We start from the raw sequence: 15,056 nt of genomic DNA, 5'->3' as shown, positions 1-15,056 counted from the left end.
GGCCGTGTTTCGTCTCGGTGCTTCTTCTGGTTCGCTCCTCACACGTCCATCAATATAGCTGACTCAGTAAATTGTGTCAATACTTTTTCCAAAAATTGTTTTTTGAGTCGGCTTCTGCCGGGGTGTCGGTGCGGTGGAGCGAGGCAAAACTTTTGCACTGCAAGGGTTTGACTCGATCGCTCAAGGGTTGCCTCGATCGGAAAAATTTTACTTCACTTCCACCAGCCAGTCCAAAATCAGAGCGTTGACTTCACTCGGCCGCTCGTCGTGGGGACAGTGGCCTGTGTTGGGAATGGAAACAAATTTCACGGGTTTATCATTGGCGGCCAATTGTTGATAAATCTGGCTGCCGGCGATCGGCGTCCAGGGGTCGTCTGCGCCCCAAAGTACCAATAACGGACGATCGACTTTGGGCAGCAATTCTGACGGTTGAGGGCCTGGAGGGGCTGTGAGAATCGATGCAAACACTTGTTGAGCTCCGGGATCGCAGGAGGGGGCGTGGAGGAGTTCTACGAGTTCGTCAGTGATGGCTTCGCGGTTCCCGTAGACTTGGCGCAGGGTGTTGCGGATGCGGTGTTTTTGGCGGATGTTGTTGAAGACAAACGGGCCGATCAGGGGCGATCGAACTAATTTAGTAAAAGTCCCCATCACTACTCGCAGCGGGAAATTCAGTTCGTCGGGCCGGTGGTTGAGTCCGCCGGCACAGTTGATTAAGACACCGCCGGCTGATATTTCTGGATGGTTGGCGACTACCATCAAACTCAGCAAAGCGCCGATCGAATTCCCGACAAATACCGCCGGTTCTAGTACCATATCCGCCCAGAAATCAGTCAGCAATTCTTCCCACAATTCCAGAGTGTAATCTAGGGCTGGTTTGGCGGAAGCACCGAATCCCAGCAAGTCCAGCGCAAATACGCGATAGCCGCCGGCTGCGAGTACGGGGATATTTTGCCGCCAATGTCCGATCGAAGCCCCAAATCCGTGAATCAAGATCAGAGGGCGGCCGGTTCCTTGGACGGTATATTGGATTTTGTGACCTTTCCAAGTCCAAATTAGCTTTTCAAAACTCGTTGCAGATACTAATTGTTGTGCAGTCACGGCTATTATGTAAAGTTTCGTTAACTACTTTCATCATAGCAGAAGTCAGTAGTCAGTAGTCAGTAGTCAGTAGTCAGGAATTATTGGTTATTGGTTATTGGTTATTGGTTATTTGTTATTTGTTGTAATGCCCAATTCCCCATGCCCAATGCCCCATTCCCAATTCCCAATGCCCCATTCCCAATGCCCCATTCCCAATGCCCCATTCCCAATTTTTACTTTTTTCCTAGCAACCAATAAGTCATCATATCCCCCTTACCTTTTACCGGAATCACGCCTCGCCTCTCAAACATATACTTATCTTTCAAAAGCTCATAAGTAACATCAGTAACTTGAATGCTGCCTGAAAAACCCGTAGCTTCCATCCTCGCCGCTACATTCACCGTATCTCCCCACAAATCATAAGTAAACTTGCTCACACCAATCACTCCCGCAACCACCGGCCCGGAATTGATGCCGACGCGAATTGCCAGTTTTTCCCCTGTCTCGGCGCACAGCTTTGCTATTTTTTCCTGCATTCCCAGGGCCATTTGGGCGATCGCCTCGGCATGATCCTGTGTCGGCGTAGGCAACCCCCCGACTACCATGTAAGCATCGCCAATAGTCTTAATTTTCTCCACACCGTACTTTTCAGCTAACTGGTCGAAGTGCGAAAAAATTACGTTCAAGCGCTTTACCAACTCGGTGGGAGACATTCTAGCAGACAACTCAGTAAAGCCAACAATATCAGCAAATAAAACACTTACTTGGGCAAAACTATCGGCGATCGTACTTTGCTCCGCCTTCAACCGTTCTGCGATTGGTTTGGGTAAAATATTTAACAGCAACTTCTCGCTTTGTTCTTGTTGAACTTTTAGCGCTTCTTGCGCTAATTTACGTTCTGTAATGTCAGAAACAGTACCCTCATAGTAGATCAGATTACCTTTTGAATCTCGAACAGCCCGAACATTTTCTGACACCCAAATCCGGCGCCCGTCTTTGCGACATACCATAGATTCAAACCCCGAAACGGCATTTTCAGCATCCATAGCAGCCACAAACTCGAGGCGGCGTTCCGGGTCAACGTACAGTTGCTGAGCAATATTGTTAATCTCGGACATCAGTTCTTCTGGCGAGTCGTAACCGTACAATTTTGCCAAAGCTGGATTAGCGCTGAGATAGCCTCCTGAAGGCGTGCTTTGAAAAATGCCTTCCATCGCATTTTCTACAATGCTGTGATATTTTTCTTGGGCAATACGTAGCAATTCTTCTGCTTGTTTCCGCTGAATCAAAGAACCTAATTGAGTGCCTACCGCATTGAAAACGTCTATAAATTGTGCGTCTTTCCCTTCCGACGAAATTTTAAAGAAAACTAGCACTGCCAATACTTCATCGCCTACCAAAATCGGCACACCAAAACCCGCTTTGAATCCGAGTTCTAGTGCTATTTGACTTCGGAAAAAATGCGGGTAGCCCCTGGAAATATCTTCTACCCATTCCGGTTGCTTGGATGCCCAAACTCGTCCCGGCAGGCCTATATTCATGGCAAATGTTAGTTGTTCGCTTTGCTTGCGGAACGCATCCATCCTCGCGTTGCTGGCATACCAGCCCCTGGCAGATTGCAGCACAGTTGCTTCTGCATTGGGAATCCAAGCTTCTCCTACATCCCATCCGATTGTTTCGCCCACTTGGTGCAAAATTACTTCTAAAGCTGAGTGAAAGTCTACAGCTTCGCCGATCGCCCGCGTCGTTTCCAGCAAAAACCGGATTGATTCTTCAGCCCGCTGCCGTTCTGCGATTTCTTCCTGCAATCTCGAATTGCGATCGTGCAGTTCCCTAGCTTGCAGTTGCAGTTTGCATTGCAGCGAACGAAGAGAAAGTTGGTTTTGGACGCGGGCTAAGACTTCTTCTACTTGAAACGGTTTAGTAATATAATCCACTCCTCCTACTTGAAAAGCTTTAACTTTTTCCAGCACGTCATCTAGCGCACTAATAAAAATTACCGGAATATCTTGAGTTTTTTCGCTTAACTTTAACTGCTCACAAACTTCATACCCGTTCATTTGTGGCATATTAATATCTAGTAAAATTAGATCGGGAGGAGATATTTGTGCCCCTTGCAAAGCCAAGTGTCCGTTAATAGCCTTCCTGACATGATACCCGTAAGATGTCAGCATAGTGGATAAAAGTCGCAAATTATCCGGCATATCGTCAACGATCAGAATGTCTTTACGAGTCGCTGATAATGGATGGTCGTTCATCATAATATAATTGAGTTAAATCGATAATGATATCTATCCGAAAATTATCGACTAAATCTGTTAAAGCGTTAGCGAGATTTGCCTCAGTTTCGGGAATTTCCTTGATCAGATCGAGGATGCGGTTGTCGTCAACACAAAGTGCTGCTCGGTGCAACTCGACCACCCAGTCTGTGGGCATTACACTCAAATCCTCGGTGGTCAAACTTTTAAGCAGCGTCGGTGTAGAAAAAGAAGTAGATAAGTTCTCTTTTTCATAAATATAACGCAGGTTGAGGTGATGCGCTATCTTTTCAAAAAGTACCTCTTCCCGAAACGGTTTACATATCAAATCGTTACAACCAGCAGACAAAATTATTTGTCGCTGCTCATCAAAAGCACTGGCCGTCAAGGCAATAATTATTGTTTCTTTACCTTCGATAGTTTTCTTAATCTCTCTTGTCGCTTCATACCCATCTATCACGGGCATCAGCATATCCATTAATATCAAGTGCGGCTTCCAAGTTGAATGCAAAGCAATTGCTTCTTGACCGTTAGTTGCTTCCCGGACTTCAAATCCCAGGGGTACTAGCAGCTTAAGCAGCAGTTGGCGATTTTCCGCTACATCTTCAACTATTAATATCCGATAAGTTTCCTGTCCTGCTTCTAAAGCAATAACTTGTTTAATCGGCGGTTTTTCTTGTTCATCACTTTGTGTTACTAAGTTAACCCAGATATTAAAGCTAAAAATTGTGCCTTGACCGAGTTTACTTTCAACCGCAATATCACCTCCCATAATTCGGACAAATTGTTGGCTGATCGGCAACCCCAGACCAGTCCCCTGCATGGAATTTCGACCAGTTTCGGTTTGTACAAAGGGCTTAAATAATGTGAAAATTTCTGAGGGAGAAATGCCGGGTCCCGTGTCGGCAATTTCAAAATACAATTGGGATTTGTTTTCTTCTATGGCGTCTTTTTCAGCGTGGCTACTGACGCGCAAAGTAACGGTTCCGTGTTGAGTGAATTTAATTGCATTGCCGACCAAGTTAATTAAAACTTGCCGCAATTTAGCTTCGTCTGTTTGAATGTACTGCGGCAAATTATGGGAATTTTCAAAAATTAGATACAAGCCTTTTGAGTTGGCTTTTAGTTGCAGCATTTCTTTGAGACTGTTGAGAAAGTCGTAGAGATTAAAGCGGCTAGGATTGATAGTAATTTGACCTGCTTCTATTTTGGACATTGACAAAACATCATTGATGAGTTCTAGCAAATGTTCGCCGCTGCGGTTAATAATTTCTATGTATTCTTTTTGTTCTTCCGTGATAGAACTGTTGCGGGCCATGACTTGGGAAAAACCGAGAATGGCGTTGAGAGGCGTGCGAAGTTCGTGGCTCATGGAAGCTAGAAATTGGCTTTTGGCGCGGTTGGCAACTTCGGCGTTTTCTTTGGATTTAATCAGCTCCATGGACTGCCTTTGAGTGCGGGCAAGCAGTTCCGCTTGCTGTAATGCTACTCCTAGCTGAGTACCTACATCAACTGCAACGTTGATTTCAGCTTCACTCCACTGGCGGGGGGCAGAATTTTGATAGGATGCTAGTAATCCCCAGAGCTTTTTTCCAGAAAAAATTGGTACAATAATGTATGATTTAGCTTGAAATCTTTCTAGCAATTGGATGTAACAATTATCGAAACCTTGCTTGTAAATATCTGGGACACAAAGGTAAGTTTTACCTCGGCTGTATGCTCCGCCTTTGGTTTGTTGCAAATAGGTATCGTGGACTTCTGGTGAGATACTATCTAATTTTTGGACTAGGCAAAGTTCGCTGTCTAACGCGCCTTCAGTAAGGTTAGAATCTGTATCCTGTGCTTGGATGAAAGAAACCCACTTGCGATCAAGGGATTCGGCTACAAATTCGCCACTCCAGTCTGGATTGAAACGGTAAATAGCGACTCGATCGCACTTCATGGTTTGGCGCAATTCTCGGGTTGTGGCGTGAAAAATTTCTCGGATATCTAAAGTCTGCCGCATTCTTTCAATGATGCGGGCGATCGCTCTTTGTCGTAAAGCACTTTCTTGCAGTTCCGTTTCTGCTTGCTTGCGTTCGGTAATATCTACAGCCATTAAAGCAATGCCGATCGCTGTACCGTTATCGTCAATTAGCTGAGTATTGTACCACTCGCAGATGATAATTCTGCCGTCTTTAGTCAGATTTTCAGTAGTGCCACTGGATTTGGCGTTCAAGTCGTGATTGGAAATCTCAGATAATTGCGGTTGATAGCTTTCAGGTACGATTAAATCGGAGGCGACTCGACCAATCGCTTCTTGCTCACTGTAGCCAAAAATAGCAACGGCTGCGGGATTCCAAGTAATAATTTCAAAATTGAGGTTTAACTCGATAACCGCGATCGGCGTTTGCTGCAATAAAAATGAGATTCTTTGTTGGGATGCTAGCAGTTTTTCTTCGGCTAATTTGCGGTCTGTGATGTCATTAGCAGTGCCGAGAATTTGTTTGGGTTTACCATCGGCTGTTCTGAGAAATACTGTATCCCAACTGTGCATCCACCGCCATTCACCGTTTTTGTGTTTCATTCGGTATTGACATTCAACGACATCACCGTCTTTGGCTCGATCAACTTTTTGTACGCTATCAAAAAAATTTGGCAAATCATCGGAGTTGAGCAGAATTGGCATCATTGCTGTACCCATATCTTGTATTTCTTGGGCGGTATATCCGAGCATCGTCGAAATTTGTCGATTGGCATAAACATTCCGCTGTTCAATTACATCGTAAACGTACAACAGGTTGGGATTGGAATCGGCGATTGCTTGAATGAAGTGCTGGCTTTCTCTGAGTGCGGATTCTGTTTGTTTACGAACGCTAATATCTCGCGCCACGATAATCACTGAATCTGGAGTCAGCGGAGAAACTTTAGCATCGAGGCAAACGTCGCGCTCTCCGACTTTAAAGCTATATTCAACATTGATAGTTTGCTTCGTTTTTAGAGCTTGTTGGATCGCATTTAATACTAAATCTGCTATAGGTTTCGGCAAGACTTCGTGAGCGGTTTTGTTAATCATTTCGCTTGGAGGTTTCACCAAATTTGTTGATGCTGTCGGGGCGATTTTGATACAGCGCCCTTCTGCATTTCTCACTAAAACTGTGTCAGTCATGGCGGCAAAAATCGCCCGCAATTCTGTTTCCGATTCTTGCAGAGCTTGCTCGGCACGGACGCGGGTGCGAATTTCTGCTTGCAGCACTTTATTTTGCCGATCGAGCTGCTGAATTCGGTTTTTTTCTCGTTCGATCAGTTTAGCTTGAGCGATAGCGAGCCCTACTTGAGCAGCCACAGCTTCTAATAAGTCGATTTCCTCGGAAGTCCATTCCCGGTAACGATCGCACTGGTGCAAACAGATAGCACCGTTGGCCCGGCCTTGGTAAGAAGTGCGAATTGCCAGCATCGATTTTAACCCAACCTTCTGGCAAATCGGTTGAACAGCTTGCAAAAGAGGGTCTGAATAAACATTGTTCGAGGCGATCGCCAGATCTTGTATCATCATTTGTATGACGTGAGGATTGCCCCAAATTGGAACAGGTACGTTCCGAATAGATTCGCAATCGGGTTCGAGATACTCTGCCGCCAGAGGAATATCGACTTGGGGAGTAGTGACGTAAGTATGAATCAAACAGCGATTGACGCAGAATGCCAGACCGACTTGAGTGGCAGCTATTTGAAATATTTGTTCTGGCTGCAAGCTTGAGCGAATTTCTTGAGTTATTTTTGCAATCAGCAATTCTCGCTGAACTTGCCGTTCTAAAGCAGCTTTAGCTCCAGCCATTTCTATTTCTGCGTGCTTGCGCTCGCTGATATCAAAAAGTACGCCATACCAAACAATATCGCCATTATCGCGCATTTCTGGTCGAGAATTAGATTGGAGCCATTTGAGTTTACCCGACGGCGTAACAATCCGCCATTCACAGGCAAAAGGTTCTAAAGTTTGGGCGCTAGTAGCAATTTGTTTTACCAGATATTCGTGGTCATCTGGATGATTTTGATCGAAGCAAAAGTCGGGACATTTTAATATTTCCTCACTCTCTAATTCGTAAATCTCCCGACAAGCATAACTAATATATTCAAACTTAAAATTTCCCTCTGGTTTCTTGATAAATTGATAAAGAACTCCCGGTATATTGACCGCCAATTTTTGCAACCGCGCTTTGCTTTCCCGGAGTGATTGTTCTGTTCGCTTGCGAAATTCTACCTCTTGCTGCAGTTGGGCATTCTGCTGTTTTAATTGTTTTGATAGCTGTTGTATAGTCAATTGACTTTCGATCCTCACTAAAACTTCTTCCACTTGAAAAGGCTTAGTAATGTAGTCAACACCGCCGACTTCAAAAGCTTTGACTTTGTGAAAAGTCTCCTCAAAAACACTCAAAAAAATAACCGGAATTTCCTTAGTTTTTTCGTTGGATTTCAGTCTAGCACAGACTTCATATCCGTTCATTTTGGGCATAGCAATATCTAGCAAAATTAAGTCTGGGAGAACTGCTAAATTAGCATTGACCGCCATTTCTCCCGAAATCGCCCGCTGAACTTTATACCCTTCTTTCGTCAATATATTTGATATAAACCGCAGGTTGTGGGGCTGATCGTCAATAATTAAAATGTGAATACTTTCTTTGTCAAATATCATTTTTTGTCTGGTCATTGTGATTTTTTTATTTCTAGCAGCCGATTGATGATTTAATATATTTAGCGATTTTTTCTGCTCATCATTATTTATTAAACATTTTCACACTCAGCAAATAGAGGATTAACTTTAGATATTAGCCATCAACTAACGCACCTTATGTTTTTTCAATTTCTTGGTTGCTTCTCTTAATTATTCACTCAAAATAACCGTACTTAACTACATTTTCTTGTCAAAAGAAATCGCCTGATTTGCTGTACAAATTAACTCTACCGAAAAACAATTATCGCTTAGGCACTCCAGACCAAAGCAACCGGGTTTCTTAACTTTGTTCAATGGCTGCGACCAAGTATTTTCCTACAACCCGGTTGATTCGCCCAGGACAGTTTCTTGCTGGAGTTTAGCATTAAAATTGCCCGGAGGATAACACAACTTTCTGGACATTTTGCTCGCACGTTCAAAGGGTTTTAGCACAGATACACACATGGACATACCACGAGGTGAAGAAACCGTTTTTGACTCTTGTCGCTGCAACAAAGTATGGCTGTGAAAAACCTCGGTTTTGACCCACCGACTCCTGAGTCTTAAGATATTTATAGGTAACTAAGAGTATATAATAGCAATCCACCCCGCACCCAAAGCTTACCCTATAAAATATTTTCTCGGTCTTTTCTATGCCAGCAATTCCTTAAGTTTAGCAATATTTTCATTGCTTAAGTAAATTTTAATTTCTAGTTCTTGGTCAGATTCCCACAGCAACAGCAGATTATCTTCGCCCAAGGCGATTTCGGGATTGTTTAATTCAAGTGTTTGATATTTAACTTCGGGAATTCCTACGCGAATTACCAGTTCCGATTCCAACTGAGGATAGATGTACAATTGCTGTTGCAAGTTGTCAAGTTCTAATTTGTCAACTGTGTTGTTACGTTGGACAGGAGAATCTGGTTTGTACCAATAGAGAGTTTCCTCCCGAATTTCGGGATTGACTATCACAAATGTTTCGTCAAAACGCTGGGGGTGCCAGTGAATTTCGCTCAAACCGCCGATTTGCGGAATCAGTCGCTCTACCCAGCTAATTTCTTTCCCGTTCAGGTTTCCCCACCACTGACTGATATTATCGAGATTGTCAGCATTTTCGGGGTCGGTGCTGCCGGACTGCCAGACTGTTTTTAGTTGTTGCATATACAAGTTCTCCAGCGAATTTAAATTTGAGATTGCAGGCGTTCAATTGGAGATTCATTCGTTATACAATAATTTTAATGGACTTACCAATTATTTACCACGAAGATTACGTTGCACCTCTGCCACCGGCTCACCGCTTCCCGATGGCCAAGTTTCGGATGCTTTACCAGATGCTGCTCGCGGACGGGGTAGCAGATAAATCGCAATTTCACGCTCCCGAACTTCCCCCTCAAGAATGGATTGAATTAGTCCACGACCACTCCTATGTTCAAGCTTACTGCAACGGGACGCTGGATAACAAAGCGACTCGGCGAATTGGTCTGCCTTGGAGTCGGGCCCTGGCTAACCGCACTTGCACTGCGGTTGCAGGAACTGTACTAACTGCAAAACTCGCTTTAGACTACGGTTTGGCTTGCAATACTGCGGGCGGAACTCATCACGCCTTCCCTGCTTTTGGGTCTGGTTTTTGTATTTTTAATGATTTGGCGATCGCCTCTCGCGTCTTGCAAAAAAATGGTTTAGTTCGCAAAGTTTTAATTGTCGATTTAGATGTCCACCAAGGAGACGGAACCGCCGTAATATTTCAAGATGACAGCAGTGTTTTTACTTTCTCGATGCACTGCGAAGTCAATTTTCCCGGCACTAAACAAAAGGGCGATTTAGATGTACCTTTGCCTGTGGGTATGGAGGACGACGAATATTTACAAACCTTGGATAAATTCTTACCAGATTTGCTTTCAAATGTCAAGCCCGACTTAGTTTTATACGATGCTGGAGTAGACCCTCATCACGGTGACAAACTGGGAAAATTAGCTTTAACTGATACGGGCTTATTTCGCCGGGAAATGCAAGTTTTGATGGCGTGTTTGGCCGGCGGCTATCCCGTTGCCTGCGTGATTGGCGGGGGCTATTCCGATGACGCGAAGGGGTTAGTTTACCGACATTCGCTGCTGCACCGAGCTGCCAGTCAAGCCTACAGGCAGTATCGACTTTGATCCAGCAAGAGTCCGGACACTTTTTCTATTGCCCAATGGCTTATTCTTACTTGACTTTGAGGCTAGCGTAAATAATGAAATCAAAGTCATCTCTACCCCTGACGCGGCATTTAATTCGACTTTTTTATGCTGCTTGCCCTGTAAGGCTTGTAGTATAGTTCCAAAAACTGTGCGGAGTATTGACCCAGATTGGGGAGATTTAATATGGACTTCAGTATTCTTTGGCGATATGATTGCGTGTTTAGGGTGTCAATTAATACTAAAAACAGGCTAAAGTGGCATTAAAATAGATATATCGCATTCAATCCTAGTGTATTTTATGGACTCCAACTCGTTAAATATCACAGAAGATGGGGCCAAAGAACCGACTTTGATGCCCATAGACAAGCACTACCTGCTAGTCCTCAACATCCCATCCTTCCGCGACTCCAAAGGCTGCAGGTATCTCGATTTAATGTGGGCTAAAGACCTAACTCAACACTTTAAGTATTTGAAAAACTTGACGCTAGCATCTCCGTGCGTGCGAGAAACCCTCCCCGAAAATACCATAGAGGTGGATTCGGAAACATCATTTGCTGATGCTAAATTTATTGACCTTCCCTCCCCAAATAGCTTGGCCAAAGGAATATTTCTGCTGCCGGCAACGGTTGCCCAGCTTTGGGGCGCGATCGCATCTTCAGATATCGTACATAGTGGCGTAGCAGGCTGGCCGATTCCGATGGCATGGTTAGTGACGCCCATAGTCCTGATACAGCGGAAACCATACCTGCTCATAGTCGAGTCCGCACCGTGGCGGCTGCAGCCGGGAACCCCTGCCAGCATTAAAGCCAAAATTCAAGCTTACATATACGAAACATTGAATCGCTGGTGCATCAACAGCGCCGACTTGACAATCTTTACACAGGGAGAATATCAGCAAAGTTTATTAAAAAAACCACACAAAAAAAGTCACATAATTCACGCTTCGTGGATAGATGAAGAAAATATCATTTCGGAAGCAGAGGCGACTAAAATATGGCAGGAAAAACTGTCAGCCTCGCCCAAACAACTAAAAATTCTATTTGCGGGCAGATTGCATCCACAGAAAGGTCTGTTAGTTCTCCTAGAAGCAATGAAAATCTTGGACGAGGAAAACATTGCCGTCAAGCTGGACATACTAGGTGAAGGCGAACTGTTAAGCAACTGCCAAGCAGCCAGCAAGGCAATGCAAAAATCGGTACAGATCGAAGTTTTGGGAACTATTCCTTACGGGAGAGAATTCTTCAGCCGGCTGCAACAATATCATGCTGTTGTGGTTCCCAGCACCTCAGACGAACAGCCCAGAATAGTATACGATGCTTATTCCCAGGCCGTACCTGTACTGGCAAACAACACTGCCGGACTCCGCGACTGCATCGAAAACGGCATCACAGGCTCGATCGGTAATTGCAATGACCCAGTTGATTTAGCAAACTTGCTCAAACAGTCGGGAGAAAACTTGAACCTACTTCAAAATATGGGCATGGCAGGTCTGAAACAGGCTCGCAGCCTGACTCACGAAGAAATGCACCGGCAGCGGTGGCAGCTTTTGTTAAGAATGTTGGAGCAATCAAAAAAGTAAGTAGGTAGGCGCAAATAAACCGGGCTGTGTAAAGGAATGTAAAGCTGTCAGAAGCTTTGGGATTGCTTCGTTTCACGGAGTGACCCTCGCTTTTGACTACTTGTGTATTTTCCGACTCATCTACTTAGGCGATACCTGTACTCCGGGCGATCGCTCCAGCTTGCCAGATGGGTACAACTTGAGCTAAAAAGTTGTTAAACAAACAACGGTACTTATGTCGAAGGCCAGCGAGTCCAATCACCCCTATCCACTGCTGGTTGTCATTGTTAACTACCGAACCTCTAGTTTGACAATTGACTGCTTGCGCTCTCTAGTTAGCGAAGTTCAATCGCTGCCCGGTATGCGAGTTGTAGTTGGCGACAATGCTTCAGGCGATCGCTCTGTCGAAGAAATTAGTAGTGCGATCGCCTCAGAAGGCTGGAATGAATGGGCATCCTTCGTTCCCCTAGAGCGCAACGGCGGATTTGCTTTCGGCAACAACGCCCTGATCCGTCCCGCCCTCCAATCCACCAATCCCCCCCCTTACTTCCTGCTGCTTAACCCAGACACCATAGTTCGCCCAGGTGCCTTAAAAGCCCTCGTCGATTTCATGGACACTCATCCCGAAGCCGGCATCGCCGGCAGCCGCTTGGAAGACCCCGACGGCACGCCCCAGGAGTCAGCTTTTCGGTTTCACAACATCTTGACAGAACTCGATTTTGGTTGGCGGACAGGCTTTATATCCAAGTTATTAGCCAACTGGGCCGCAGCGCCTCCGATTTCCCAAGAAACCTGTCAAACTGATTGGGTAGCTGGAGCCAGCATGATCGTCCGTCGCGAAGTATTTGAAAAGATTGGCTTGATGGATGAAGCTTATTTCATGTACTGCGAAGAAATGGACTTTTGTCTGCAAGCGAACAAAGCTGGCTGGAGTTGCTGGTACGTACCTGAAAGTCGCGTTGTGCACTTAGTCGGCCAAAGCTCAGGCGTCACTGACACCAAAAAGCCCGCCAAGCGGCTGCCTACCTATTGGTTTGATTCCCGGCGCAGGTACTTTATCAAAAACTACGGCTTGGTTTACACAGCATTAACTGATGTATCCTGGGCTTCGGGTTTTGCAGCCTGGAGGGTGCGTCGCGTACTTCAAGGCAAACCAGATGGCGATCCACCACAATTGCTGAGAGATTTTGTATTAAATAGTGTATTTTTTAAGGGGGGTAAGATTGAAAAATCCAAAAACTTTTAAAGGGAGTTGGTAAATCGGTCAAAGCCAACTAAACCAGGTTAGCCTAGGCAAGCAAAATATTTTATGATGCAGCCGAGGAATTAGTATTCTCGATCGAGAAAACCGGATTGCTCCTTCCTCACAAACCTGATAGACCCATTAATATCGTCGGCATCTAGCAATAGAGTAAACAATAAATAATGTCAATTAGAGCTTATGGTAACTGAGCAAAACTTAATCACCACTGAAAATCAAGTAGAAGACCCCGGCCTGGGACTGTGGCAGCAAATTAAAGAAGACTGGATTGCTCATGGTCGAGATTGGACAAAACCGGGATTTCGCGCCGTAGCAGTGCAGCGTTTTGGCGTCTGGAGAATGCAGGTAGAACCGAAATTACTGCGAGCTCCTTTGAGCATTATTTATCGAGCACTCTACCGAAAAGTCCGCAATAGTTACGGGATAGACTTGCCTTACACTGTGAAGCTCGGTCGTCGCGTGGTGATTGAACATCAAAACGCTATTATTATTCACGGATATTCTACGATCGGCGACGACTGCATTATCCGCCAAGGTGTAACGTTGGGAAACCGCTATTTGGACAAGCCGCTGGAATCCCCTCAATTGGGCGATCGGGTTAACGTCGGCGCTGGTGCAAAAATCCTCGGAAAAGTAAACTTGGGAGACGACGTAAATATCGGTGCTAATGCTGTAGTTTTATCAGATATTCCCGCAGGCAAAACAGCAGTAGGTATTCCTGCCAAGATTCTTCAATCTACCAAAAACCAGGAAAATGCTTAGATCAATATTGCAAAAAATTATCCGCCATCTTGCGATGCGTTACGGCAAGTTCCGTGGCCTTTACATCCAATTCTGTAACGCCTGTGCCCCAGAATACACAGAATTTCTCCCCCGCCATGGCAACTTGTAAGCGCTAGGCGAAAATTGCAGCATCTGGCTCAATACGGTCTTTGGAGATCCCGCCTAGGTCCGCATCGGCAACAATGTTCACTTCTCCTCTTATACCGTGCTCGGCCACGACGGCTCGATCGCCATGCTTAACCGGGCTTACAACGTTAAACTAGATGCCGTAGGCAAGATACCTCTCTTCTGTCACTAAGCGGCAGAAGAAAATAAGAATTCACTCTCATTTATTAAGTAAGAGAAGGGATTTGGGTAAAAATTCATTAACGATCTTAATCGAGCCTGTAGATAATTGTGGAATCGGAAAAATTTTTAGCCACTATTGTATCAAGTTAAAGCTAATTAAAGCTTGTAATATTAATCTCAAATTGTTTAGATGCCTCTTCCAACTTTTTTTTCATCAAGCGTCTTGATGTTTCTCAAAGCGGTGGAGAAGTGAGAAGTTTTTTGCGGATAAAGAGCTGGGTGATGGAGTCTGGGAGTTAACGGCTCTATTAGACCTAGTATAGAGGCCGATCATCACGTAAGCACTACAAACGATTTCCCACCATTTTTCAATCTGTGAATATTGGGTGACTCGGAAATCCGCCCACCCTAATTCACTCTTACTTTGTCGAAAACCATATTCAATCCAAGTCGTATTTCCATACAAATTCCCAACTTCTTTAGCTAAGACTTCCGGAATTTGTGTCATCATATAGCAGGTTTAGTTTTCGGAAATGGTATCTATATATGTTGTGATTTCCCAGTAACGCAATGCTCTCTTTTTTCCATAAATATTTTCTCGAATATAGCGCCATACGGTTCAGTTAAGGTCGATCCCCTCGGCGCCAAGGGCGGGAACTCTTACAGCACTTCCGGGTGTTATGAGGTACAATAAGAATAGATTAAAACCCACATTCCGCACCCCAAACTGGCACATAGTCGGATTGAGGGGGTAAAAGTGAATCACCCGAGACAAGGGTGAGTAAAAATACTCAATAATTTTGGTCACGCTCCAATCATGAGGGCTGAAAATTTCTGACAAGAGAAGTGAAGGCATGAGTTAAATCTGATACGAGTTAAAATGGCGAGCGGTAGAAAACGAAGTTTATGGCGTATTCGTAACCTGATTGATGACGAAAATGCGTTAATTGCGCTCGCAACCATA

The 15,056-nt window shown here is 44.8% G+C and carries 9 protein-coding genes; 4 read left to right on the top strand and 5 right to left on the bottom strand.

Going from position 1 to position 15,056, the window contains the following annotated elements:
• Positions 1 to 207: 207 nt before the first annotated feature.
• The 4 genes from QUB39_RS26615 to QUB39_RS26600 form a co-directional block, all read right to left on the bottom strand.
• Positions 208 to 1,098, bottom strand: coding sequence for an alpha/beta fold hydrolase (locus QUB39_RS26615; protein ID WP_333057903.1), 891 nt, complete (start codon positions 1,096 to 1,098; stop codon positions 208 to 210).
• A 215-nt stretch (positions 1,099 to 1,313) separates the two neighbouring features.
• Positions 1,314 to 3,341, bottom strand: a complete 2,028-nt coding sequence (locus QUB39_RS26610; RefSeq protein WP_333212015.1) for an adenylate/guanylate cyclase domain-containing protein — start codon at positions 3,339 to 3,341, stop codon at positions 1,314 to 1,316.
• Complete coding sequence (locus tag QUB39_RS26605) at positions 3,307 to 8,022, bottom strand: response regulator (RefSeq protein ID WP_333057905.1); 4,716 nt, start codon at positions 8,020 to 8,022, stop codon at positions 3,307 to 3,309. The genes QUB39_RS26610 and QUB39_RS26605 overlap by 35 nt, the downstream gene beginning before the upstream one ends.
• A 654-nt stretch (positions 8,023 to 8,676) precedes the next feature.
• Positions 8,677 to 9,186, bottom strand: coding sequence for a hypothetical protein (locus QUB39_RS26600; RefSeq protein ID WP_333057906.1), 510 nt, complete (start codon positions 9,184 to 9,186; stop codon positions 8,677 to 8,679).
• Positions 9,187 to 9,263: 77 nt separating this feature from the next.
• On the opposite strand from QUB39_RS26600, the gene QUB39_RS26595 reads away from it, so the two are divergent.
• The 4 genes from QUB39_RS26595 (at position 9,264) to QUB39_RS26580 (ending at position 13,783) form a co-directional block, all read left to right on the top strand.
• Positions 9,264 to 10,181, top strand: coding sequence for a histone deacetylase (locus QUB39_RS26595; protein ID WP_333057907.1), 918 nt, complete (start codon positions 9,264 to 9,266; stop codon positions 10,179 to 10,181).
• 319 nt (positions 10,182 to 10,500) lie between these two features.
• Positions 10,501 to 11,781: a glycosyltransferase gene (locus tag QUB39_RS26590; protein ID WP_333057908.1), complete on the top strand. Its 1,281-nt coding sequence runs from the start codon at positions 10,501 to 10,503 to the stop codon at positions 11,779 to 11,781.
• Positions 11,782 to 11,995: 214 nt separating this feature from the next.
• The gene (locus tag QUB39_RS26585) at positions 11,996 to 13,006 is read left to right on the top strand and encodes a glycosyltransferase family 2 protein (protein WP_333057909.1); all 1,011 of its coding nucleotides are present in this window, start codon (positions 11,996 to 11,998) and stop codon (positions 13,004 to 13,006) included.
• 195 nt (positions 13,007 to 13,201) lie between these two features.
• Positions 13,202 to 13,783, top strand: coding sequence for a serine acetyltransferase (locus QUB39_RS26580; protein WP_333057910.1), 582 nt, complete (start codon positions 13,202 to 13,204; stop codon positions 13,781 to 13,783).
• Positions 13,784 to 14,306: 523 nt separating this feature from the next.
• Here QUB39_RS26580 and QUB39_RS26575 read toward each other — a convergent pair.
• Positions 14,307 to 14,603 carry a hypothetical protein gene (locus QUB39_RS26575; protein WP_333212018.1) on the bottom strand — a complete coding sequence of 99 codons (297 nt, stop codon included), beginning with the start codon at positions 14,601 to 14,603 and terminating at the stop codon, positions 14,307 to 14,309.
• Positions 14,604 to 15,056 lie beyond the last annotated feature (453 nt).

Source organism: Microcoleus sp. AT8-B5 (assembly GCF_036705565.1).
In the GTDB taxonomy this organism is placed as follows: domain Bacteria; phylum Cyanobacteriota; class Cyanobacteriia; order Cyanobacteriales; family Microcoleaceae; genus Microcoleus.
This window is presented reverse-complemented; position numbering and strand designations above follow the sequence as displayed.